The organism is Paenibacillus sp. FSL W8-0194 (assembly GCF_037969745.1).
Taxonomy (GTDB): Bacteria; Bacillota; Bacilli; order Paenibacillales; family Paenibacillaceae; genus Paenibacillus_AQ; species Paenibacillus_AQ cookii.
The window spans coordinates 3,239,126-3,263,490 of record NZ_CP150205.1; the positions used below are offsets into that span (position 1 = coordinate 3,239,126).

The 24,365-nt window shown below is 54.3% G+C and carries 21 protein-coding genes and 1 riboswitch; of the genes, 2 read left to right on the plus strand and 19 right to left on the minus strand.

From position 1 onward, the window contains the following. Positions 1-12: 12 nt before the first annotated feature. From MKY58_RS14625 to MKY58_RS14645, 5 genes are all read right to left on the minus strand, one after another. Positions 13-1,941: an ABC transporter permease gene (locus MKY58_RS14625; RefSeq protein ID WP_339320925.1), complete on the minus strand. Its 1,929-nt coding sequence runs from the start codon at positions 1,939-1,941 to the stop codon at positions 13-15. Next, complete coding sequence (locus tag MKY58_RS14630; protein WP_339320926.1) at positions 1,916-2,689, minus strand: ABC transporter ATP-binding protein; 774 nt, start codon at positions 2,687-2,689, stop codon at positions 1,916-1,918. Before MKY58_RS14630 ends, MKY58_RS14625 begins: the two co-directional genes overlap by 26 nt. A 172-nt stretch (positions 2,690-2,861) precedes the next feature. Beyond that, positions 2,862-3,851, minus strand: a complete 990-nt coding sequence (locus MKY58_RS14635; RefSeq protein WP_339320927.1) for a sensor histidine kinase — start codon at positions 3,849-3,851, stop codon at positions 2,862-2,864. Positions 3,852-3,853: 2 nt separating this feature from the next. After that, complete coding sequence (locus MKY58_RS14640; RefSeq protein WP_339320928.1) at positions 3,854-4,555, minus strand: response regulator transcription factor; 702 nt, start codon at positions 4,553-4,555, stop codon at positions 3,854-3,856. Positions 4,556-4,722: 167 nt separating this feature from the next. Continuing rightward, positions 4,723-5,634 carry a LysR family transcriptional regulator gene (locus MKY58_RS14645; RefSeq protein ID WP_339320929.1) on the minus strand — a complete coding sequence of 304 codons (912 nt, stop codon included), beginning with the start codon at positions 5,632-5,634 and terminating at the stop codon, positions 4,723-4,725. 196 nt (positions 5,635-5,830) lie between these two features. On the opposite strand from MKY58_RS14645, the gene MKY58_RS14650 reads away from it, so the two are divergent. Continuing rightward, a complete protein-coding gene (locus tag MKY58_RS14650) occupies positions 5,831-6,733 on the plus strand; it encodes a DMT family transporter (protein ID WP_339320930.1) in 903 nt (300 codons plus the stop codon). A gap of 202 nt (positions 6,734-6,935) precedes the next feature. Here the strand turns inward: MKY58_RS14650 and nagZ are convergent, their stop codons facing one another. The 12 genes from nagZ to MKY58_RS14710 form a co-directional block, all read right to left on the minus strand. Beyond that, on the minus strand, positions 6,936-8,267 hold the full coding sequence (gene nagZ / locus MKY58_RS14655) for a beta-N-acetylhexosaminidase (protein ID WP_339320931.1): 1,332 nt from the start codon (positions 8,265-8,267) through the stop codon (positions 6,936-6,938). A 25-nt stretch (positions 8,268-8,292) separates the two neighbouring features. Then, on the minus strand, positions 8,293-9,666 hold the full coding sequence (locus MKY58_RS14660) for a voltage-gated chloride channel family protein (RefSeq protein WP_339325157.1): 1,374 nt from the start codon (positions 9,664-9,666) through the stop codon (positions 8,293-8,295). A gap of 114 nt (positions 9,667-9,780) precedes the next feature. Continuing rightward, positions 9,781-9,842: riboswitch (Fluoride riboswitch) on the minus strand. Between the two features lie 93 nt (positions 9,843-9,935). Then, positions 9,936-12,323 carry a helix-turn-helix domain-containing protein gene (locus MKY58_RS14665; RefSeq protein WP_339320932.1) on the minus strand — a complete coding sequence of 796 codons (2,388 nt, stop codon included), beginning with the start codon at positions 12,321-12,323 and terminating at the stop codon, positions 9,936-9,938. Positions 12,324-12,420: 97 nt separating this feature from the next. Beyond that, positions 12,421-13,299 (minus strand): carbohydrate ABC transporter permease, encoded by an 879-nt coding sequence (locus MKY58_RS14670; RefSeq protein WP_339320933.1) that lies wholly within the window; start codon positions 13,297-13,299, stop codon positions 12,421-12,423. A 12-nt stretch (positions 13,300-13,311) separates the two neighbouring features. Next, positions 13,312-14,256 carry a sugar ABC transporter permease gene (locus tag MKY58_RS14675; RefSeq protein WP_339325158.1) on the minus strand — a complete coding sequence of 315 codons (945 nt, stop codon included), beginning with the start codon at positions 14,254-14,256 and terminating at the stop codon, positions 13,312-13,314. 164 nt (positions 14,257-14,420) lie between these two features. Next, a complete protein-coding gene (locus tag MKY58_RS14680) occupies positions 14,421-16,043 on the minus strand; it encodes an ABC transporter substrate-binding protein (protein ID WP_339320934.1) in 1,623 nt (540 codons plus the stop codon). Positions 16,044-16,287: 244 nt separating this feature from the next. Next, the gene (locus tag MKY58_RS14685) at positions 16,288-18,051 is read right to left on the minus strand and encodes an alpha-L-fucosidase (RefSeq protein WP_339320935.1); all 1,764 of its coding nucleotides are present in this window, start codon (positions 18,049-18,051) and stop codon (positions 16,288-16,290) included. Between the two features lie 18 nt (positions 18,052-18,069). Continuing rightward, positions 18,070-19,257 carry a glycoside hydrolase family 88 protein gene (locus MKY58_RS14690; protein WP_339320936.1) on the minus strand — a complete coding sequence of 396 codons (1,188 nt, stop codon included), beginning with the start codon at positions 19,255-19,257 and terminating at the stop codon, positions 18,070-18,072. A 224-nt stretch (positions 19,258-19,481) separates the two neighbouring features. After that, complete coding sequence (locus tag MKY58_RS14695) at positions 19,482-19,709, minus strand: sulfurtransferase TusA family protein (protein ID WP_339320937.1); 228 nt, start codon at positions 19,707-19,709, stop codon at positions 19,482-19,484. Between the two features lie 66 nt (positions 19,710-19,775). Next, positions 19,776-20,921: an MBL fold metallo-hydrolase gene (locus MKY58_RS14700; RefSeq protein ID WP_339320938.1), complete on the minus strand. Its 1,146-nt coding sequence runs from the start codon at positions 20,919-20,921 to the stop codon at positions 19,776-19,778. An 18-nt stretch (positions 20,922-20,939) separates the two neighbouring features. Next, positions 20,940-21,335 (minus strand): DsrE/DsrF/DrsH-like family protein, encoded by a 396-nt coding sequence (locus MKY58_RS14705; protein ID WP_339320939.1) that lies wholly within the window; start codon positions 21,333-21,335, stop codon positions 20,940-20,942. Between the two features lie 46 nt (positions 21,336-21,381). After that, positions 21,382-21,705, minus strand: a complete 324-nt coding sequence (locus MKY58_RS14710; RefSeq protein WP_339320940.1) for a rhodanese-like domain-containing protein — start codon at positions 21,703-21,705, stop codon at positions 21,382-21,384. 283 nt (positions 21,706-21,988) lie between these two features. Between MKY58_RS14710 and MKY58_RS14715 the strand changes: the two genes are divergently transcribed. Further along, a complete protein-coding gene (locus tag MKY58_RS14715) occupies positions 21,989-22,825 on the plus strand; it encodes a sulfurtransferase (protein ID WP_339320941.1) in 837 nt (278 codons plus the stop codon). 184 nt (positions 22,826-23,009) lie between these two features. On the opposite strand, the gene MKY58_RS14720 is transcribed toward MKY58_RS14715, so the two are convergent. Both MKY58_RS14720 and MKY58_RS14725 read right to left on the minus strand, forming a co-directional pair. Beyond that, a complete protein-coding gene (locus MKY58_RS14720) occupies positions 23,010-23,771 on the minus strand; it encodes an SDR family NAD(P)-dependent oxidoreductase (RefSeq protein ID WP_339320942.1) in 762 nt (253 codons plus the stop codon). Beyond that, positions 23,768-24,169, minus strand: a complete 402-nt coding sequence (locus MKY58_RS14725) for a MerR family transcriptional regulator (protein ID WP_212947639.1) — start codon at positions 24,167-24,169, stop codon at positions 23,768-23,770. The genes MKY58_RS14720 and MKY58_RS14725 overlap by 4 nt, the downstream gene beginning before the upstream one ends. Positions 24,170-24,365: the final 196 nt, after the last annotated feature.

Below are 24,365 nucleotides of genomic sequence, written 5' to 3' on the forward strand. Positions count from 1 at the left end.
AAGCTCCTTTCCTTACACCATCACCCTTTTCAGTTTTTGAATGTACCGCGAGCTCACCAAAACGAAATATACGGCTTGCACGACCAGGAAAGCTGCCGAAGCCAGCAGCACGGGCTGGTTCACGTCATCCAAATCGAACCCTTCGCGCACCCGGTTGAGCACGACCAAGGTTTGGACCGCCGATACGAAGATCGGCGTGAAAAACAGCACCGCAATTTGCACGGTCGAAGATTTGCCCATCTCGCCGGACTGCAGGCCGATTTTGGACATGGCGTTATAGATTTGCTGGTCCTGCCTCAGCTCGGAATGCAGCTTGAAATACAGGAAGCTGGCCGAACATACCGACAACAATGAGGCGATAAAAACGCCGACGAAGCTCATCATGGCCGTCGCCTGTTCGTGCTGGGCGTACATTCCCCCGCGGGAAGACAGCAGGTTCGCCGATTCTCCGCTTACGTTCCGTTCATAGGCCCATTGTTCGACCTCCAGCCCGACCTTGTATTCTTTGTCGTTTCTGCCCGGCGGCGTTTGACCGGACCAATCGGGAACCATATAAATGTAAATGGTATAGATCCAATAGCTTCGATCGGCCGGGATCTGCTTGACCAATCCGTCATAGAGGGCGGAACTCACGACGAGAAGATTGGTGCCGGTCACCGGCGAAACCTCTTTTTGCGTACGGATTTCCTTGACGACTTCCAGCCCGGAAGACGGATTTTTCAGCTCGATCGACGAGCCTGCGGACCAGTCCGGGTTATTCCGCGCTTCCTTGTCGGACTGCACCAGGACGGCTTGTTTCCCATCGAGCGCATCGATCTGTTCAAGCCCCAGCGCATCAGCAATGCTTTTATACACTTCCTCCGACATGACGGTAACGGTGCCTTTTCTTCCAGAGGCTGTCGCAACATAGGATTCGGTTTTGAATTTTTCATAAGTGATGCCTTTTTCTTTCAGTTTTTGGTCGACGGTTTTCAATCCGCTTTCGCCTTGCGCAGGGTCGCTGACATAATACCGGAACGGATAAGGATCTTCGTGGTACATGTTTTGGGTGCGGACATTGACGGACATGACAAATGCCACGGCCATGCAGCAAATGGCGGTAACGACGGTCACCATGAACAAAATGACCGCGTTGTCCTTGATTTTATAGGCCATTTCCGAAATCCAGATCAAGTTCGTGCCCCGCCAGGTCAAACGCCGGCTTTTTTTGAGCATTCGGAACACAAGGACGGTAATTTGCGTGAAAAAGAAATACGTGCCCGCAATCCCCGTTGCCGCCGCGACGGCCAGGCTTTTGTCGACCGTGACATACCCGGCAGCGAGCAGCAATACCCCGAACAGGGAAATCCAAACCGAAACCTTCGGCTCTTTTTTCGGTTTGCTCCCGCCCTTCAGCAGTTCGAGCACGCGGCTCTGGTTGATAAACAGCAGCGTAAAAGCCGATATGACCAGAAACAGCAGCAAAAACGCGCCGACCGTCAAAAGAATCGCTTTGGCCGGAAAATAAAGCCCAAGCTCCTCGATCCCGATCATGCGGGCGCTAAGCGTCAAAAACAGCTTGGACAATAGCAGCCCCGCCAACATCCCGGTAACGATCGACAACGCCCCGATAATCATGTTCTCGACGAAAACGAGTTTGCTGAGCTGGCCCTGGGTCGCTCCCAAAATGGTCAGCAGGCCGAATTCCTTGTTCCTGGCTTTCAAAAAGGAGCCGATCGAATACAGCACGAACAGAAACGCAAAAATATAAATGACGTATTCCATGATGAGCATGACCATCTGCACGTTGGAGCCAAGCTCGGTTTTATCGATATCCGGATGGAAGATGAACAGCGCATACGTAAAAAACACCATGACCATGAAGCAGCTGCTCAGGAAATAGGCAAAATACGCGCGCGCATTCCGCTTGACGTTGTTAAACGCGAATTGAGGAAAGCTCATGAGCCTGACCTCCCAAATACGAAAGCATGTCGATGATTTTCTGGAAAAAGGCTTGCCGGCTTTCGCCCCTGCGAATTTCCCCGGAAATCGTTCCGTCCTTGATGAACACGACGCGGTGGCAGTAGCTGGCTGCCTGAGGGTCATGCGTGACAAGCATCATCGTGACGCCGTCGTCTTCGTTAAGCTTCTCCAGCGTCTGCATGACGATCTGCGAAGAATTCGAATCCAGCGCCCCCGTCGGTTCGTCCGCCAGCAAAAGCGAGGGTTCCGGAATGATGGCGCGGGCGATCGCGGCGCGCTGCCTTTGCCCGCCCGAAATTTCATACACCCTTTTATTCAAAATCCCTTTGATGCCAAGCCTGTCCGCGATCGCTTCAAGCCGGGCTTCCATCGATTTCAGGCTTTGTTTGTCCAGCGTCAGCGGAAGGACGATGTTCTCCGCCACGGTCAGCGTATCCAGCAGGTTAAAATCCTGAAACACGAATCCGAGCTCCCGCCTGCGGAACAAAGCCAGCTCCTTTTTCTTTAAGGCATGCGGGTTGCTGCCGTTAACCAGCACGGTTCCGGAGCTTGGCGCGTCGATCGTCGAAACCATGTTCAGCAGCGTCGTTTTCCCGCTTCCCGAAGGCCCCATCACGCCGACGAACTCCCCTTTTCGGATGCTTAAGTTCACGTCCGTCAAGGCGCGGGTCGTTACTTTGCCCGGATATACTTTGCTGAGTCCCGTCACTTTTAATATTTCGGTCACAAACATCTCTCCTTCTGGGTTCTCTTCTCTCTATGTATCTCACTTTATAGCATGACCGGCTTCAAAACCATGGATTCTCCTTACCCGAACCTTAAACCTTTGTAAGGTTTTGTTCGAACCGGCCGAAGGCGGCAAAAAAAAGAACGCTGCACGGATGCAGCGCCCTGATGGCTCATGCGGTTTTAAACGTAAACCTAACGGTCGTTCCTTGGCCGGGTTCCGACTCCAACTCCACCTTGTGATCGAGCTTGCGGCATACTTCCCGAACGAGAAACAGTCCCATGCCCGTCGATTCATGGTATTGCCTGCCTTGATTTCCCGTAAAATAGGGATCGAACACCCGTCCCAAATCCTCTTTGGCGATGCCGATGCCTTCGTCGCGAATTTCAAGGACGGCATGCGCTCCCTGCTTAAAGGCATGAAACGCAACCTTCTTGCCTTCGCCTTCCGAATAATTGACGGCATTGACGATGACTTGCCCGAGCACGAACGCCAGCCACTTGGCGTCGCTGATCACGGCAAGGCCAGGCGGGATTTCGATCGCCGGGTAAACCTTTTTCCGAATAAACCACTGCCTGTTTTCGGCGACGGCTTTTTCGACCGCTTCCGCAAGCGGCATGCCCTCCACCTTGAAGTCCTGCTCGAACTTGTCCAGCCTCGCCGTGTATAATGCCATCTCCAGCCCCTTTTTCAGCCGGTCGATTTCCTCCTGCAGTCCGTCCGCGATTTCATCGTCGAGATCCAGATCCTGCAGCGTGAGCTGAATGACGGAAACGGGCGTTTTCATCTGGTGAATCCAGCGGTTGATGAACGCGGTATGGTTATCGAGCCGCTGCTGCGTGCCGTAGAGCTCGTCTTTGTACAGCTGGAATTGATGGCGAAGCATATCGCTCACCGCCTCGGCCATCGGCGCTTCGCCCAGCCGGGTAAGCGATTGGTCCATGGACTGCTGCGGAGACTCCAGCCGTTCGTACAGCTTCCGATGGGTGTAGTAGCGGTAAGCCAAATATAGCGCCAGCACGACGAAGCTCAGCAGCGCCCCATAAAACACGGTGGACCAAGAATGGTCTTCAACCGCCAACCAATACCACAATCCGACGATCAACATTTGCCCGGCATAAAAAAGGATTAAGGGCAGCTGTTCCCGAAAAAAAAGCTTCATCGTCATTGCTTTCCTTCCAGTCTCAGCATGTATCCTGCCCCGCGAACCGTCTCCACGGGATCATCAAACCCAAGCTCCTTCAGCTTTTTGCGGATTCTCGTAATATAGACGTTCAGGGTATTGTCGTCGATAAAATGCCGGTCTTCCCACATAAGGTCCAGCAGGCGCCCGCGGCTGACGACGCGATCCGCTTTATTCATAAGCGCCTCCACCAGGACCGATTCCTTTTGCGTAAGCTCTACCGACTGCCCCTCGTAAGTTAACATGAACCGCTCAGGGTATAATACCAATCCCGACGCTTCCACCGTCCGTTCCTCGGATTTCGCCGAATAAGAGCCGTATGCCCTCCGCAAATGGCTGCGGATCTTGGCCACGACGACCTCATAATGGAACGGCTTCGTAATGTAGTCATCCGCTCCGTTTTCAAGCGCCATCACCTGATCCATTTCGCTTTCCCTGGCTGATATGAACAAAATCGGGCACGTCGACAGCGTGCGGATTTGGCGGCACCAATAAAAGCCATCGAACATCGGCAGGTTGACGTCGATCAGGACCAGGTGCGGCCGCACGTCCCGGAAATCGTCCATCACCTTGGCGAAATCTTCGACCGTAAAAGCCGTATAGCCGTATTTTTGGATATGCGTTTTCAATAATGACGCGATTTTCGCATCGTCTTCAATAATGAGAATGTTTACTTGATCCACCGTTTCATCTCCGTTTCAAGCCGTTTCCCGTCGCTTTTGGATTTATGCGTACGCTGATCCGTCAACGCTTCCTATCATATACAAGGATCGGAAAAAATCCAACCCGGCGGGATCGCAAAACCGGACAGGATCGATGCCCGGCATATCGCCGGGCTGCATTCAAAGCATCACCCATCCGATCGCAAGATGCCAGTCTGGGGCGACGGCTGCCATCCGGTCAGCCACTCTTTGGCGCAGCGGATCAGCTTTTTCGTTGCCGGGGCCGTGTTTTTGGCCGAGTTCAGGGCGATCCCGAGCGAACGGAAGCTTTGGTCCTCCAGCTCGAGCGCGACGATCCGGTTGGTTCGTCCCTGCAAAATCATTTCCGGCAAAATGCTGATGCCCAGCCCGTTCTCCACCATGGCGATGATGGCATAGTCGTCCGAGGCCTGAAACGGGACGGGCGGCTTGATCCGCCCTTTCCGCAACACGCGGCGCACGTCATAATCGCTGCCCTCCTTCGGCATAATAAACGGTTCGTTCGCGATTTGGCCGTAGCGGACAAACGGCTGGTTCGCCAGCGGATGGTCCGGCGGCATGACGCACAGCATCCGATCCTGCCGCAGCGGGATGATGCGGAAGGAGTCCATCGTCGGCAGCGAAACGAATCCGAAGTCGATTTCCCCTTGCAGCAGCCACTCCTCGATTTCATGGTAATCGCCTTCGAACAGTTTGAGCTCGATATGAGGATGCTGGCTTAAAAAACTTCTGATGATCCCCGGCAGCCATTGCACGGAAATGCTCGTAAACGTGCCGATTCGGATCGTCCCGGTTTCGATCCCGTTAATCAGGGCCACCTCCTGCTTCAGCTGCTCCTGTACCCGGAGCATGTCCCGGATATAGGTCAGCACCCGCTCCCCGTTGTCCGTCAGCTTCACCCCGGACCGGCTCCGGCTCAGCAAAGAAAATCCGAATTCCGTCTCGAGGCTCTGGACCGCGTGGCTCACGCCCGACTGCGTCAAACCGAGCACCTCCGCGGCTTTCGTCAAGCTTCCCAGATCCACGACCTGCTTCAATATTTCGTATTTTACGAGACTCATCGCACTCACCTGTTCCCAGCAAAATAAGGCTGAAATTTTACATGAATTTTCCTCATGTTTAGAATGATAAACATTCAATTTTCTTATTTTACGATACCATTTATACTGATTCAGGCACAAGGGAAACCGATCGGGTAATGGCATTCGTGCCGGCCGCCAACCTTCATTTTTGACGTAAAGGCAGAGAAATGGGAACATGAAACAATACAAAGCGGATTTGATCATTTTACTGGTGACGTTTTTTTGGGGAACCTCCTATTCGTTCATGAAAATCGGGCTCGATACGCTGGCTCCGTTCAACTTGATCGCGCTGCGGTTCGGCGTCGCCTTCATCGCGGCGGGCATTTTGTTCCACAAAAAACTCCGGCGCGCGGACCGCAAGGCCGTTCAATACGCGCTGCTGCTCGGAACGCTCCTTTTTGGCGTATTCGTCTGCATCATCTTCGGACTGCGAAATACATCGACATCGAACGCCGGCTTCCTGATGAGCATGACGGTCATATTCGTCCCCGTGCTGACGGCGCTGTTCCTGAAAATCAAACCGGACAAGAGGCTGGTCGCCGGCATCGCGGTTGCGGTGGCGGGCATCGGGCTGCTGACGTTAAAGCCGCATGCCGCACTCCAATCCGGGGATGCGCTGTGCATTCTTGGCGCATTGTTTTTTGCAATACATATCATCGTCACCGGCCGCGCGGGGAAAAAAGCGGATTCGGTGACCGTCGGCGTTCTGCAGCTGGGATTTGCCGCGCTTTGGGGCGCCTTGTTTTCGTTTCTTTTCGAGCAGCCCGAACTTCCGAACACCGCCGCTAGCTGGCTTTCGATCCTTGCGCTCGGCATTTTGTGCAGCGCGGTGGGTTTTGTCCTGCAAGCGATCGCCCAAAAATATACGTCCCCGACGCATACCGGCCTCATATTTGCGCTGGAGCCCGTCGTCACCGCCTTTTTCGGGATCTGCTTCCTGAAAGAGACGTTGACCATGCAGGGCTACATCGGAGCCGGGCTTGTCCTCGCCGGCGTGGCCGTATGCGAACTGGACATTCGGAAGCTGCTCGTTGGGCGCAAAAGGCCCGGGAAGTCGTCGTATCATCGGGCGGCTTAAGGATATCGTTCGGCACGGTTATGCAGATCGGCGCGGCGATTCCTTGTCCCGAGAACATTTTAGCGGAAGCAAACAAGCCCTGCCGGGTGCAACCAGCACCGGTCAGGGCTTTTATGTCGTTCGGCCGCGGGCGAACGGCAGTCGCGTACGTAAACCGCAGCGGCCGTTTTTTGACTTAACGTCGATTTTGATCCGTCCGCGATTATTTCCGCAAACCGTATGTTTGAAGCAGCGCCGTCAAATCCTTGTTGATGCTCTGCACATCCGGGCCGGATGCCGGGCGGTCGGTCAATCCGTACGCCTGCTTCAGTTTGAGAATCGCGTAAACCCGGTTGTTCAGCACGTCCTCCGGAATCGTTCCGTCGGCTACCGCTTTTTTCAGGGCGCGGATCGCTGTTTTTTCTTTCTCGACATCATGCCCGACCAAAACGATGTTGCCTCCGGCCAAAATCGCCTCTACCGACGCTTTGCCGATTTCGTAGTTTTTTTCGATCGCGCCCATCGTCATGTCGTCGGAGATGACCACCCCTTGAAACCCGAGCTCGTTGCGCAAAAGATCCGTGATCACTTTTTTAGAAAACGAAGCCGGGTGATCGGGATCAAGCTTCGGCATGAGCAGATGCGCGATCATGACCACATCGGCCTTGTTTTCGACGGCTTCCTTGAAGGGGATGAGCTCCAGCTTCCGGAGGCGGCTCAAATCATGGTTCACGACAGGCAGTCCGATGTGGGAGTCGACCGAGGTGTCCCCATGCCCGGGAAAGTGCTTGACGACGGGAACGACGCCTTCCTTCCGAATGCCCTCCATCGTGGCGATGCCGAGCCGGCTGACCACGTCCGCCTGGTTCCCGAATGAGCGGTCGCCGATGACCGGGTTATTCGGATTGCTGTTTATGTCCAGCACGGGAGCGAAATCCATGTTCAGCCCGAAGCCAGACAACTCGCGCCCGAGCACGGCGCCGATCCCTTGGGACAATGCCTCGCTGTTCTTCGATCCGATCGCTTTGGCGGTCGGCACCTTTGCGAACTCCTTCGGCATGCGCGTCACGCGTCCGCCCTCTTCGTCGACGCTCATCCAAAGCGGCACCGGGTTCGATTGGTTGGCCGCCTTCAGGTCATTAAACAATTTCAGCGCCTGCTTGGCGTTTTCCATGTTGTTTTTATAAAAAATGAAGCCGCCGACATGATAGGATTCGATCAGCTCGCGGGTTGCATCGTTTGCTGCGGTGCCGTCCATGCCTACAAGGACCAGCTGCCCGATCTTTTCGTCCGTATTCATTTTCCCCAGCAGCTCAAGCGCCGGATCGTTCGGGACTTGATTAACGCCCCCCTGATCGTTCCCGCCGTCCTGGCCGTTTCCTTTCGAGGCGCCGGAGTCTTCCGAAGCGCCGCCGCTCCCTTGCTGTGCTTGTTGGTTCGATGTGCCTTCCCCCGGTTTGGCCGGTTGAACCTCATCCCGGTTCCCGCCGCATCCGGCCAGCAGCATGACCGCCAGCAGCAAAGCCAAACCGGTCTTCCCTAATTTTTTCACCATTCAAGGCTCCTTTCGAAAGCAGATATCATCGTCGAACTTCCCCCGTGTCATCCTTCTCGTTACCGTTCGGCATATCCTCTTTTCCGCCTTTTTGTTCGCGTCCCTGGAACAGCAGGTTTTTCCGCGATGCCAGCGTCGTTCCCGGCGGCACGGCAATCCAGTGGCTTTTGGCGGTTCCGATGCGCTGCGAGGTGTAAATTCCACTGTATCCTGCAAACAAATAACTGATCAGACAAGCGATAAACATGTAGATCGCCCCGTCCGCCCCAAAGAGCTCGATGCCCATCAAAAAGCAGGCGATTGGGGTATGAGTCGCGCCGCAAAACACCGCGATAAAACCTAACCCGGCCAAAAACGGCCCGTACATTTGAAAGACGTCGGCCAGCGTATGGCCCAGCGTAGCCCCGATCGCAAACAGCGGCGTCACTTCGCCCCCCTGAAATCCGGCGCCCAGCGTCACCGACGTAAAGATCAATTTCCACAAAAACGCAAAAACAGGCACGTCCCCGCCAAACGAATCCGTAATCAGCGGGATGCTGAGACCCAAATAGGCGCGGGAACCGGCAATATACACAAGGCCGATGACGATCAACCCGCCTGCGGCGCTCTTGAGCGCCGGGTTCGAAAACGCTTTGGCGAACAGCTTTTTCAGCGCATGCGTCAGCTCGCTGAAACAGATGCTGGCAAGCGCAAACAGCAGCGAAGCTGCCGCGACTTTAAGGAGTACGATCAAACTAAGCTCGGGCGCGACCATGTGCGGGTACTGGACATGCTCCACTCCCCATAGACGGGTGGTGACCAGGTGGCCGACGAAGCTGGCCGTAAAACAAGGGATGAGCGCTTCGTACCGGATCAACCCGATCGCGATCACTTCCAGGCCGAAGACCGTTCCGGAAAGCGGCGTGCCGAACACCGAGCCGAATCCGCCGCTGATTCCGCACATAAGCAGAATTTTCCGGTCGACCGGTCCGACCCGGGTCCACTTGCCAAATGCTTCGGCCAGGCTTCCGCCCATCTGCACCGCCGTTCCTTCCCGGCCGGCCGAGCCGCCGAACAAATGCGTCACGACGGTGCCGAACAACACAAGCGGCGCCATCCGCAGCGGGATGGTTTCGTTGCCGTCATGGATTTGCTCGAGAATGAGGTTGTTGCCTTTGGCGCTGTTTTTTCCGATTTTCATGTACAAATAGCTGACCAAAGCGCCGCCGGCAGGCAGCAAATATAAAAGCCAAGGGTGCGATTCGCGGGTGTCCGTCGCGTATTCGAGCGCCAGCAGGAAAAGGGCCGAAGCCGATCCGCTTAGGAGGCCGACCGCACCTCCGAGCCAAATCCATTTGATAAAACTCCGGAACAATGCCGCGTGCAAAAATTTCGGACCGCGGCGCCCGTTCGCATGCATCATCTTATCCATCATTTCTGTTATGCCCCTTTTGTTCAACAATATGTATAATTTTTCCTGGCGCGCCGGGCAGGAGCATGAAAATAAACAGACTCCTACCAGTGCGCACGTTCATCACCGGTAGGAGTCATCAGCCTTTTCAGGCGGTTATGGCGAACTCCATCGCCTTTTATTCACTTGTTTCATTGTATACGAACGGATCGTTTTCAGTCAACAGAAAGCCTGCTTCCGTCCGCTGCCTTTTTAAGACGCTGAAAAGTTGGCTTCGGTTACCCCGCGTCATCGGCGTACGAAAGCATGTTTTCCCGGTATTTGCCCGGGGTGACGCCTTCCAGCTTCTTAAAGGCCCGGATAAAAACGACGTCGCTCGTATATCCGACCATCTGCGCGATTTGGGCATTGGTCAGGTCCTTGTCGCCCATATGCTGCTTGGCAAGCTCGATTCTTTTTCGGACGATCGTGTCGCTGAGATTTTTCCCGCTCTGCTTCTTATAAAAGGTCGAAACGTATTGCGGCGTCATGCCGAAGCGGTCGGCCACCATGCCGAGTCCCATGTTCGGGTCGGTAAAATGCCGCTCCACGAACGCCTCCATCTCCTGCAGCAGCTGGGAGCTGTGGTCGGTCCGCTCGGTGACGAGCGACTCGGCCAGCAATTCGTAAAGCTTTTTCGTCCGCTTATGCATGCCTTCCGCCGTTTCGTACGAAAAAATATCCTTGACCAGATCGATGTCCGGCCCCAAAATGTCATGCTGATCCGTCCCCGTCGCGTTGATGATTTTCAGGAACGTGCTCGTAATGTTAAAGAACAGGCATCGGCCGATCTCCGGCGTAATGCTGCCCGATTCGAAATTCATCGCGTAGATCGTATCCAGCAGCTTTAGGACGTTTTCCGTGTCTCCGCTGCGGACGAAGTTGATCAGCTGCACCTCGATGTCGATCGGGTAATAATAGTGGGCATGCACGTTTTTGATGTCCTGGAAATAGATGATCGTGCCGCCGCCCCGGATGATGCGGTATTCGAAGGCCGCCACCGCCTCCGCATAGCTTTCCCCGATGCTTTTCGCTCCCGAGTGGGGAAGCCCTGCGGCCACGGTAATATCCATCTTGAAGCGCTGCTCGATGACGGTTTTGAGGGACTCGCACATCTCCGCGATCACGCGTCCCGCTTCCCCGGACAGTCCCGTATCGAAGTTGTTCAGGAAAGCCACCCGATCGCGGTCGAGTTCGACGGCAAAAGACTTATGTGGACTTGGGATCATATCCGTTCCGATATTCGAGACGATAAAGCGCGCAAGCGCCCATTGTTCCTCGCTTTGCTCCGCATTAAATCCGGCGATGCTGTCAAGCTGCACGACGATGACCGAAAAGTAATCGCTTACAAATTCGATGTCCATAAACCGCAGCGACTGTCCGCCTTTCTCCGACGTATCCACGTCCATCTGTCCGCGAAGGAGGCGCGACAGGTAGTTGGAACGGATCACGGGAGTTTGGCGGGCCAACAGGCTGCGCAGGTTTTTTTCCTCGTGCAGGGAACCCTCGATCGTCTGCAAAATAAAATCGTATTCGTTGACGGACGGCTTGCCGCTCCAGTTTTTCCCGCGCAGGATCGCATTGACCGCTCTCCGCAGCGGGCTGTAATTGCGGTATGTAATCATGAACGCGGCGGACATGCCGACGGCCAGGCACAAGGCGAACAGGATGACGGCCCATTGCTTGATCAAAATGACCTGCTGCATGAACACGCTTCTCGGCGTAACCAGGACGTATTTCCAGCCTTCCTTTTTGGAGGCGGTATACGAAACCATCTTTTGTTCCCCGTTCAAGGTCTGGTTAAACAACCCCCCGCCGCCTTCGATCCGGGACAACAGCTGGGACGGGAGAGGCTCCCGGTCCGTCGCCATGATCGTCCTGCCGTCGCCGTCCACGACATAGATCGAACTGTCGCTTGCGGACTCGATCTGCGCGAACATTTCTTTGATCTGGCTTTCGTCGATCAATGCGACAAAACTGCCTTTAATGTCTTTCCGGTCGCGTCCGGGAAGGGATTGGGCGAACGTCACGACGTTCAGCGGACTTTTGTCCAGGCTTTCCGTCGGATCGTATTCCGCACGACGGAGCAGCGTCGCGGTAGGAAGATATGCCATCGTGTGGAAGCTTCCCAGCATCTCTTCCCGCCACTGCTCGTAGGATATGCCTTGATAGCTGTAATACATGTCGTAAAACTTTCGCGAATCCGTCATGAGGCCGGACTTTAGAACGAGATCGCTATTTTCGAAATAAACGTAATAATCCAAAATGAAATTCGTGATGTTCCCGGGGCGGGACATCGTATTTTGCATGAACTCGATAAACTTGTAGCGGTCCGGGCTGGAGGGATCCCCGCTGAGCTTCAGCAAATATTCCAGCTTCGGATCAAAAATGATTTGCTGCGCCAATTTTTCCACTTCGTTCAATTTACCGTCAAGGGACAGCTTCAGCTGCTCCAGCATCGCCTTATTGGACCGGTTGGCCCCGTTTTCGAGGCTGGCTTCGACCTTGGTGTACAGAAAGGCGCCCATTGAAACGGGTATAAGCAAAAGAACGAGATTCGAGATCAACATCGTCATCCAAACGCTTCTCAGATTGGATATCCCCAGCGGACGAAGCAGCCATTTCAACAAGCATCACCCCTACCTTAATTTGCATTATGCAGCTTACGCAAAAATGAACGATTACGTACATTATAATGCAAGCAGTAAGGGCCGGTCACCCGTTTTATTCTTTAATGGCACCAATCAAAACCCCTTTGACGAAATACTTCTGCAGGAACGGGTACAGGCAGATGATCGGCAGCGTCGACACGATGATCGTCGCGTATTTGATCGTCTCGCCGATGGCGTATTTATCGTCCGCCGCCACCCCGGTCGACATCGAATCCGTGGAGTTTGCGATCAAAATTTCCCGCAGGACGAGCTGCAGCGGGTACATGGTGCGGTCGCGCAAATACACCAGCGCCGAAAAATACGAATTCCAATGCCCTACCGCGTACCATAAAATCATGACCGCGATAACCGGCATGGATAACGGGATTACGATCCGGAACAGGATGGTCATCTCCCCCGCCCCGTCGATTTTGGCGGATTCCTCGAGGGAAACGGGCACGCCCTGGAACGCGGTTCTCATAATGATCAGGTTAAACGTAGATATCGCTCCGGGAATGAGCAGCGCCCACGGCGTGTTCATCATGCCCAGCTTATTGACCAGAATATAGTTCGGAATCAAGCCGCCGCTGAACACCATCGTGATGACGATGCCGAACATGAGCATATTTTTGAAGTACAGGTTCCGGCGGGAAAGGACGTACGCTCCGAGCGCCGTCATGAACAGGTTGATCGCCGTCCCGGCCGCGACGTAAAATAGCGTGTTCCTGTAGCCGCTCGTGATCATCGGGTTATCAAAAACAGCTTTGTATGCGTCCAGATTGAACCCAAGCGGCTTCAGCAGCATGCCCCGGTGTTGGATGAAAGCGGACGCCTCGCTGAGGGAGGCAAACAGAACATACAAAAACGGGTATAACGTGACGAAGCAAAGCAGCAGCATCAGGATCGTGTTGACGACCCCGAATATTTTTTCGCCGGTTGTTTGTGCGCCCATCGTTTGGCCTCCTTACCACAATTTGTTTTCGGATACGCGTTTGCTGACGGCGTTTGCCGAAACGATCAGAATCAAGCTGATGACCGAGTTGAACAAGCCGACGGCCGTCGTGAAGCTGTAGCTCGCCTCCAGTACCCCTTTGCGGTACACGTAAGTGGAAATGACATCGGCCGTTTCGTAGGTGAGCGGATTGTAAAGAAGCAGCACCTTTTCGCTGCCGACCGAAAGCAGATGGCCCATGTTCAGAATCAGCATGATGACGATCGTCGGCATGATGCCCGGGATCGTAATATGGAAAATCTGCTTCCACCGGCTCGCGCCGTCGATTTTGGCCGCTTCGTACAGCGTCGGGTCGATGTTGGCGATCGCCGCCAAATAGATGATCGAACCCCAGCCCACGCCCTGCCAAATGCCGGAGGATACGAAAATAAACCGGAACCAGCCCGCTTCCTTCAGGAAATCGATCGGCTCGACACCGATAAAACCAAGAAGTTGATTGATCAAGCCGTCGCGGCTCAAAAAGTCGAACATCATCCCTGCCACCACGACGATCGAAATGAAGTGGGGCAGATAGGAAATCGTCTGGACGAACCGCTTGAACATCATCTTGCGGATTTCGTTTAACAGCAGCGCCAAAATGATGCCGGCCGGGAACCCGAAAATCAGGTCGTACACGTTCAGGAGCAGCGTGTTTCGGATGAGTCTCCAGAAATACACGCCGTTAAAAAAGCTGTCGAAGTGCTTGAACCCGACCCAAGGGCTGCCCCAAATGCCGCTGGCCGGGGAATAATCCTTAAAAGCGATTTGCAGGCCGTACATCGGACCGTAATGAAAAATGACGTAATAAGCGATGACCGGGAGCGCCATCAAATAGATGACCCAGTTGCGGCGCAGATCCTTTCGGATCGTTTGGGCGGTGGAGAGATCGTTTTTGGGCTTGGCGGAACGTTTGTTCATCGGCTTGTTTTTGCTTATCTGCCACATGCTTATCCCTGCCTTTCTGTAGGATTCCGGATGAAATAGGAGGCTGATGGTAAGTGCGAAACGAATTGTCTTCCCCTATTTTTAGAAAAGCCGGGGGATGAGCGTTCATCCCCCGACCCTGAATCGCGTTCATGCCATTAGCGTTTGTTGAACCGGTCAAGGGCTGCCTGCTGGATCTTGATCGCGTCTTCGATGCCCATAGCCTCGATTTTCTTCACATATTTATCGAAATTATCGAGCGGTTCGGCGCCCATGATGAATTTCAGGAACATTTCGTCCCGGTACGTATTGATGTCCGTCATGATCGAAGCGTATTGCGAGCTTTCGTCTTTGGTCGGCGTCACGAGCGGCATTTTGCGTTCGCCGGTCGGCTGGGACCAAATTTCGAGCGCTTCGCGCTGGTTCGGCAGCGCCAGGTACTGCATTTGAAAATCGTCGCTGAGCACGAACGGCGCGCTCCACGTCGAGCGGTTATGCTTCGCGAAGGATTGCTGCAAGCTTACCCCGCTTGGCGGGTTCAGGACCTCCGGCAAAAAGACCGGTTTGCCGTTTTCCATTTTGTAAGCTTCGCCTTCCTTGCCGTAGTTAAACAGCAGGTTTCCTTTTTCGCCGTACGCGTAATCCAGCCATTTCACCGTTTCGATCGGGTTCGGGTTGCTGGTCGAAATCGCCGCCCCGATGCCGTTCGTCGCAAAGTCCTTTTGGCCCCAGATCGCTTTATCCCCTTTGTTCAACACCGGATAAGGAGCCGCCACCAGATTGAACGTCGGGTCTTTATCCTTCATCAGGTTGGCGTATTTGCCGATGCCGCCTCCGTTGTAGGTCGGCGCCGCGCCGAGCTGGTTGCCCGTCATTTTGGCATCGAACAGCTTGTCGTTCGGCGCCGCGAAGTCCTTGTCGAGCAAACCTTCCTTGTACCATTTGTTCATCGTCGTCAAAAATTCTTTGTATTCCGGCTGGATCGGACCGTATTTCACCTGGTTGTCGACCTGGTAGAACCCGTAGTTGATTCCCCAGGCGCCAAGGAATGGCGCGTCGATGCCCACGTCGTCTTTCGTGAAATACAGCGGGATTTCGTCCGCCTTGCCGTTGCCGTTCGGGTCTTTTTCTTTGAATGCCTTCAGCACCGTATACCATTCGTCGATCGTCGTCGGCTTTTGCAGGCCGAGCTTATCCAGCCAGTCCTGCCGGATGGCCGGCCCGTAGAATACCCGGACTTTTTCGCCGCCGCGGAAAAACGGGAACATATACAAGCTGCCGTCATCCGTCGTCACTTGCTTTTTCCAATCCGGATGCTCTTCCAGCAACTTCTTCAAATTCGGCGCATATTGATCGATCAGATCGTTTAATTTGATGATTTTGTTGTCCTGGATCGCTTTTTCCGGTCCGCCCGGATAGCCGATCCATGACGTCTCGATGACGTCGGGCAGCTTATCGGATACCATCATGAGGTTGAACTGCTCGGCTGCCTGCGCTGCGTCCGTCGGCGGATGCTGGAAATCGACTTTGACGCCGGTAATGTTTTCAAGCTCTTTGTACATGCCCATTTCGGCGTACGTTTTCATTTGGGCCGCAGCCGCAGAGTGCATGCTTACCCAATACGTCAGATGCGTAAGCTTTGCCGGTTCGCCCGATTTGCCTTCCGCGGAAGTCCCCCCTTTTGCTTGATCTCCTCCGGAACTGCTTCCGCATGCCGCAAGCGATAAAACCAATGTGGCCGCCAAAAGCGCAGTCCCGATTTTTTTGCCTCTTTTTACCATGTAAGCGCCTCCCTTTTGATCGTTTCTAAACTATCCGGAGCTTGGTTCATTTCGTCCAGCCGGTATCCAAAGTATAGGGAACGCCCCCGCCGGCAAGATACTGGAAGTTTTTCATAAACCTTATATTTTCGTAAGATTGCGGACTGACGATTCTTATTTTTTTCAGCCTTTTTTTAATATTAAAATTGTACAGAAACGCGTCAAACCCTTGTCGGGACGGCGTTTTTGAGGATCGTGAAATTCGTCAGCCGTCCACCCGAACCAGCCTCAACGCCCGCAGCTTGACCGCATCGGCGTGCCAAATTTCCGTGAATTTCGGCGCCGGATCCTTCAGCCTCGACGAGAGCAACGTCAACGTATGGACGCCCGCCTGATCCCAAGTAAATTGTCCCATTCGCGACAGCACGGCCGTATACGGATGCTGGCACGAAGGCGAATCGGAATCCGCCAAATCTTCCCGGGGATCCACGGCGATCACTTGACCTGCCGATTCCAGCAGAATCGGTTCCGGATACAGTCCGTTCCATTCCTGATCATGGCGTTTGAAGCTGACCAGCAGCAGTTCGTAGGTTCCCGGCTTCACCAGCTTAAACGTCCATTCCGCGCCCCGGATGTCGGGAATGCCCGCTTCTTCGTCGGCTTCCCGGACCAGGCTGATTTTGGCATGCGGCACTTCCAGCTGGAATACGCCGTCCGGCATCTGCATCAGGGTGCGGTCGAAGTCGTTTTCCCCTTCAAGCTCCAAGACGACGACGGATACATATTGATCCGCGGGCTCGTCAGGCAACCGGATTTCGAGCGTATGAAGCTCCAGCTCCTCATCGTAGGCCTGCTCGAATTCAAGCTCGGTACGGCTCTGATCGGCCAAGCAGTAGGCGCGCAGCACCCGGTTCCGGATTCCGCCGAGCCGCAGGCCGTTAGCCGGCCATTTATCGTTGTGGACGTGTAGATAGACCCGCCCCGGCCGGGTGGTCAACGCCCCCCATTCAAGCTCCACGGGAAAAGGGCTCCCGTCCGTTCCGTAGATGGCCTCGGCATTTCGGTCGGTCCATTCCCCAACCTCTCGCAGACGTTCCGCGGAAAGCTCAGGAATCGTGCCTTGTGGCGTCGGGCCGACGTTCAGCAGCAGGTTTCCGCCTTTGCCGACCACGTTCACGAGCTTTTTGATGAGCGAATCCGCCGTTTTCCACACCTGATCCTTGGTGGTATACCCCCAGGACTGGTTCAGCGTCATCGGCGTTTCCCACGGCCGGGTATCCTCCCCGCTCATGCCGATTTCATTGTCGCCCTTGGATACGAAGTCTCCCATGCCCATGAAATGGGACACCCGGGAGTTGATCAGGCAATCGGGCTGGAGGCTGCGCACATGGCGGACGATGTCCTTGCTGTCTTCTTCGGACAACCCTCCGGCGGTGTCGAACCAAAGCAGCCCCACCCTGCCGTATTCCGTCAGCAGCTCCTTCAGCTGGGGTTTCGCTTTGCCTTCGAAATATTCCGGAAAACGCTTCTCCTCCAGCTTGTAATCCCAAGTATTGTTATGCTCTTTATGCAGCGCATGCGGGTGATGCCAGTCGATGACATGCGAATAATAAAAGCATAAGACGATTCCCGCTTCTGCGCAGGCTTCGGCCAATTCCTTCAACGGGTCGCGGCCGAACGGCGTGGCGTCCACGATGTTAAACGGATCGGCTTTCGAGCCGTACATGGCGAAGCCGTCGTGGTGTTTGGCGGTAATGACGATGTAACGCATGCCCGCTTCCTTTGCCAACGCCACCCACGCTTTCGCGTCAAATTCGGTCGGGTTGAACCTTTGCGCCAGCTTCTCGTATTCGCGGACGGGCGTTTTTTGCGCATACATGATCCATTCGCCCTGCGCGGGAAGCGCATACAATCCCCAGTGGATGAACATTCCGAACCGGGCCGCCGTCCACCATGCCGTTCGCGGGTCGCGCTGCGCCGTTCGGTTTTGTTCTTCCTGGCCTGTGCTGCCTGCTTTGCTTATGCCCATGATGTTCACGCTCCTTTCCTACCAGTACGGCTTCCAGTCTCTCGTGACCCGGACAAGCGCTTCGTGCATGTAATAATCGCCCCAGATGCAGCATTCGTCGACGCCGTTGTTCCCCGGTTTGCTGTATACCGCATGGAGCAATATCCCGTTCGACTCCGGCACTTCCGTCGTCATGTAATTTTCGATCAAGGATTCCAGAATCTTTAGCGCGGCATTTTCGTACTTCCGCTTCAGCGGTTCGGTCAACGGGAGATGCGCCGCGGTTTCCAGCAACCCGCAGACGGCAATGGCGGCGGCAGAGCTGTCCCTTTCTTCCGGCCCTTCGGTAAAGATCAAATCCCAGTAGCAGACAAAATCCTCCGGCAGCCGGTTCAGGAAATAATTCGCGATTTTCGTCGTCAAATCGAGGAGTTCCGTTTCCCCGGTGTAGCGGTAAGACAGCGGAAAGCCGTAAATTCCCCAGGCCTGCCCCCGCGACCAGCATGAATCGTCGGAATAGCCTTGGGCGGTCTTCCCGTATTTCGGGTCGCCCGTTTCGGCGTCCATATAATAGGTGTGATAGCTGGAGGCATCCTCCCGAATGAGATATTTGGCCGACATGCGGACATGGGAAAGGGCGGCATCGTAAAATTTCCGGTCCCCGGATTCTTCGCTGGCCCAATAAAGCAGCGGCAAATTCATCAAGCAGTCGATGATCATCCGGCCGCGCTGCCTCGGATCGTCCAAATTGCCCCAGGCCTGGATGATGCCCGCTTTGTCCAAATAACGGATATAAAGAAGCTCGGCGGCGTCCAAAGCGATCTGCTTCGCTTCTTCGTTTCCGGTCAGCTTATACGCCGATACGCAGGAAAGCGTATACAGAAAACCGAGGTCATGCGTATTCGTATACCGCCGTTCTTCGATCCGCTGCTTGTAGCTGGACAGCTGTTTTTCCGCCGCTTGCCGGTATCTTTCGTTTCCGGTGGTCTCGTAAGCAAGCCACAGCATTCCCGTCCAAAAAGCCGGCGTCCACTCCGTATTGCCGACCTGCCGATAAACGTTGCCCGTGCTGGCTTCGGACGGAAAGGTGTCGATGAACGTTTCCAAATTGCGGTCGATTTGACCCAAAATAAAAGACAATGCCTCTTCGCACCGTTTTTTCGTCAACCGGGGCGCGTCGTCATACCTGCCGGCGGCCAGGATTCCTTCGTCAATGACTTGCTTCATGCGTGCACTCCTCCCAAACATTCAATTGGTGTTCGGATCAAATTGTAGCCAGTACGAGCGAAACGGGCAATCTTTATCTTTTTGGATGCACTGCCGTTTTTACTCCATGCGGGCGAGGGGTGAAAAAAAGTCGATGCCCCTTAAAAATCGTCGGCACAGAAAAAAAACGTAAGGCCGGCCGCTTGCGAATCAAGCGCCGGACTTACGTTTGACGTCCGAACGGTTTATTTTTTCTGAATCCAAAAAGTCAAAACTCCGTTCTCTTCCCGGCTCTCCAGCAGTTTATGCCCCGTGGAGTTGGCCCAAGCCGCAAGGTCGTTTCGGGCCCCTTGGTCGGTTGCCTGCACTTCGAGAATTTGTCCCGACGCAAGCGCGTCGATCGCTTGTTTCGTTCTGACGATCGGCATCGGGCAGGCTAAGCCTTTGGCATCCAGCTGTTTATCCGCGTTCATCAATTTTCCTCCTTAATAAATGGAACTGAAAATATATCGGCCTTAACGATCATGCAGGTTCAACGATCAATCATGAACGGCACAGCGGTTCGGTCCGGTCTCCATCTCGCGCTGCGTCTCTTCGTCGGGGCTGATTTTCCCCATGTTGGTCTGGCGTATTTCCCGGTAAGCATGCGGCTGCGGCGGCAAATGTTCCGTCACCGTCTGCCGGAAGGTTTGCTCGTCTTCTAGCTTGAGCCCGGGGTTTTGCCGATACAAATCGCCCAGCTTGGCCGAAACCGCCCCCGTCCGGTCCATCTCCGCAACCGTGCCGAAATGGGCGGGCAGGACGATAAGCTCCTCAGGCAGGCCGCTATACAGACCGTATAATGTGTTCCGCAAATCTCCGACCCAATCTTCCGCTTTCCCGGCGAGATCGGGGCGGCCGATGGAAGCGACGAACAAAATGTCTCCCGTCAACAGATATCGATCATCCACCAGGAGCGTCGTGCTGCCGAGCGTATGCCCGGGCGAATATATCGGTCGGACATCCGTATGGCCGATTCTTATGTCTCGTCCTTCGGTAAGCGGAAGGTATGAAAATACGACTTCGTCCGCATCCTGCGGCGGAAGGAAATAGGATGCGCCGGTTCGCCCCGCAAGTTCACGCCCTCCCGAAATATGGTCGGCATGCAGATGGGTATCTACGACGTGTTGAATGCGAATGCCCCGTTCCCTTGCAAAATCGATATAAGGCTGCGCCATGCGGGCTGCATCGACCACGACGGCTTCCCCATCGGAAACGATCATGTACGACAGGCATCCTTTTCCGAGGCGGTTAAATTGGTATACTTCCCCGCCGTTTTTCAGGTCCCCGGCCTTCACCGGCACCAGATGTTCGCCCCACCGCTTCATCCCGCCTTCCAGGTAATGCACCTCGCTTCGTCCCGCTTCCGCGATTCGTTCCGCGATAAACCTGGAGGAGCCTTCCTTGGCGCACACAACCAGCAGCCGCTCGCCTGCCGGGATCCGGTTGAGCGCAGGCTCGACGCTATCCAGCAGGTCGAAATACGGAATGTTGATGATTTCCAACGCTTGTCCTTCGATTTTCCAATCCTTAAATTCGGTTTCGTTGCGCACATCCAGTACGAACAGCTTCTCCTGCCGGGTGATGATGCGGCCCAACTCATCAGGAGTCATGTTGACCGGTAAAGTTTGTGGATTGCTATCCATCGCATCTCCCTCCAATGGTTAGAACGACAGGCTGATGTTCGCGTCTTTGGCAAAATCGATAAAGCTCGCCGCCCCGCCAACCTCGGTTCCTTCGATCAAGTCCTCGAGCTTCAAGCCCATGACGTCCATCGTCATTTGGCAGGCGATGATTTTGACGCCGAGCTCCCGCGCCATATTCACGAGTTCGGGAATCGGGGGGACGTTCGCTTTGGCGAAGCCGTCCGCGAAATGTTCGGTGCCGGCCGGCATCGGCAGCTGCCGCATCGCCTTTCGATGAATCAGGTTCAACCCTTCAAAGGTAAAAAAGATGCCGACTTCGGCGTCGCTAGCGGCGGCCGCGGTTGCGATATTAAAAACTTTGTAAGCGTCGAACATGCCGCCGTTTGCCGCGATGATCGCTACTTTGTTTCCCATGTTTTGTTCCTCCCAGTACTGGTTTTTAGTGCGCATCGTGCGCAATTTAATTTCGGACGACTTCGCCTTTCCAGCTCAGCATGCCGCCGGACATATTTTGCAGTTTCCGGTGTCCGTGAGAAGCCAGAAATTCGCAGGCTTGCCGGCTCCGTCCGCCGCTGCGGCAGATCAGGATCGCGTCTTTGCCGCGCTCGATTTCGTCATGCCGAACTTCGAGCTGGCTCAGCGGGATCAGCTTCACGCCGGGAATGTGGCCTTCCTTGTACTCATCCAACTCCCGGACGTCAATCAGCTGGACGTCTTCGCGGCCGCTTCGCAGCAGCTCTTCCACATTTTCGGGCATAATCTCCGTCCAAGTTTGGTTTGACATTCGGTGAACCTCCTTTCCGCTAAATACCCACCGGGGTATAATTTGATGATAAAGAAAAACGTCATGCGACGTTTTTATCAGGGTCTTCTTTTAACAACTCATGCTTTATATACCCCCATGGGTATAATTCTAACCAGTCTTTCTAGCCATTGTCAAGCGAGACCTGAGGAAGAGATCCGACTTTTTGCTGGTGAAAACGGACCGGAACTCGATATAATGAGGATATTCATTGGAGTTGAACCATTGACCCGATCCCTATTTTAACTAAGGCGGTGTAATCATCATGAACGCAATCGTAAGCAAACCTTGGGTGCTCGCCCGCATGTACGAACCGGATGTCACGATCGTGGACTGCAGATTCGAACTCGGAAAACCCGAAGCCGGAAAAGAAGCTTATGAACGAGAGCATATCCCCGGGGCTATTTACCTCGATTTGGAGAAAGATCTTTCTTCCCCCGTGCGCGAGCATGGCGGCCGCCATCCCTTACCCGACCCGGAAGAGCTCAGCCGTACTTTGGCCAAAAACGGGATCACGCCCGAAACGCGGATCATCGCGTACGACGATCAAGGCGGCATGTACGCCTCCCGGCTGTGGTGGCTGCTGAAATATTTGGGGCATGGGCAAGCTTTTGTCATGAACGAAGGTTTCAGTGCCTGGAAAGCTGCGGGTTATCCGGTGACGGCCGATCAGCCGATCCGAGTGCCAGCAAGCTACAGCTACACGCTGCATCCTGAGCTGCTTGCGAGCATGGAAGACGTGCGCCGCGCGGCAGGCCGGGATGACGCCATCGTCATCGATTCCCGGGATCCCCGGCGCTACCAAGGTTTCGATGAAACGATGGATCCCGTGGCCGGACACGTCCCGGGCGCCAAAAATAAATTTTGGAAGCTTCTCTTGGACGAACACGGCAAGCGGATCGATGTTTCGCGGCTGCAGGAGCATTACAAAGAATTTCCGCGGGACAAGGAGATCATTGTCTATTGCGGCTCGGGCGTATCCGCCTGCCCGAACTTCATCGGGCTGAAAGAGGCGGGATACGAAAATGTGAAGCTGTATGCGGGAAGCTGGAGCGACTGGATTTCATACAGCGAGAACCCGGTGGCGACTGGGGAAGAGTAAGAACCATAAACCCGCACCGGATGCGGGCCAGGGCAGCGCCAAGACGCCGTTGGGCCGGGGGGGCCGGGGGGGCGCAGCCCTTTTTGGACAATCAAAGAAAAACTCGCCGGAATATCCGCGAGTTTTCTTTTTTATGCCCGTGCGCAGCCGAAGCAACTGTTGCATGGATCATATCTGTTGAAAGTTATTCAATCATATGTTTCGTGGCCTGATACATATTTTCCGTGTACAGATCGATTTCGTCCCTCGACATGCGCAAGCGATCTGCGGAAGTGCCGTATCCGATTTCGGTTTTCCCCTCTTTCAATCCTTCAAAAATGCCGTCTGCAAAGGCGTCCAACGGTTCCCCGTGGACATGCAGACCCGCCCCGCCCAAATCCGTATTCACGGCCGGAGGAGCAATTTCAATGACTTCGACCGGCGTTTCGGAAAGCTGATGTCTCAGGCTCATGGTGAACGAATGCAGCGCCGCTTTGGTGGCCGAATAAATCGGAGCAATCGCAAACGGAGTAAAAGCGAGCCCCGATGTGACGTTCAGGATGGCCGCATATTCTTTTGCCGCAAAAAATGGAGCGAACAGCATGGAGAGATGGAATGGCGCATCGATGTTGGTCGTGATTTCTTGGCTGAAATAACTCCAATCGTTTTTCGCATCCGCTTTGAGCACGTTAAACCGTTGCTGAATGCCTGCGTTGTTCACGAGCACGTTCACTTCCGGATAGTTCGCGGTGACCCAATCAAACAACGATGCCCGCTCGGATTCGATCCCTATGTCGCACACGCGAGTAATAAGGCCGGGAAGTTTTTCTTCCGCAGCTTGAAGCGCGTGTTCGCGGCGTCCGCAAACGATCACTTGGTTTCCCGCTTTAATAAAACGTTCCGCAAAAGCGAGCCCGATTCCGGTACTTCCGCCGGTAATCAGTATGGTGTTTCCCGATAGTTTCATCTTGCTTCCTCTTTTCCATTATTTTTTTGCTTTTCCGCCTGGATACGGTTGGTATACCTTGCAATTTTCAGATCGATTTCATGGAGCGATGTTTCCATCAATGAAATTTCGGCCAGCACGGCTTTTTTATGTTCCTTCATCATGTCAAGCCGGAGTTGGGTGGTGTGATCCCCCTCGACGACCCAATCCACATATTGCTTGATTTTTTTGATTGGCATGTGCGTGTTTTTTAAATAAATCACGACTTTAAGGAGCGTCATTGAATCTTCCGAAAATAACCGCCTCCCGGCCGCATCGCGCTCGATTAATGGCAATAGTCCTTTTTTCTCGTAATAGCGGATCGTGGATTCCGGAATATCGAATTTGGCTGCAGCTTCACTAATGGAATAATACTTCATTTGGAGTCCTCCAAATTTTTATCTTGATTCTGTCGACAGGAATAGGATACGACTTAAACCATGGTTTAAGTCAACACAAAATTATGTTCGGCCAACAGGCGGTTTATCCCCATGCACGCCAAAAAATATCGCTTATAGTCGCGACCTCGCCGCAGACAGCAATCGAAGAAAAGGTCGAGATTGGCAAAAAACTATT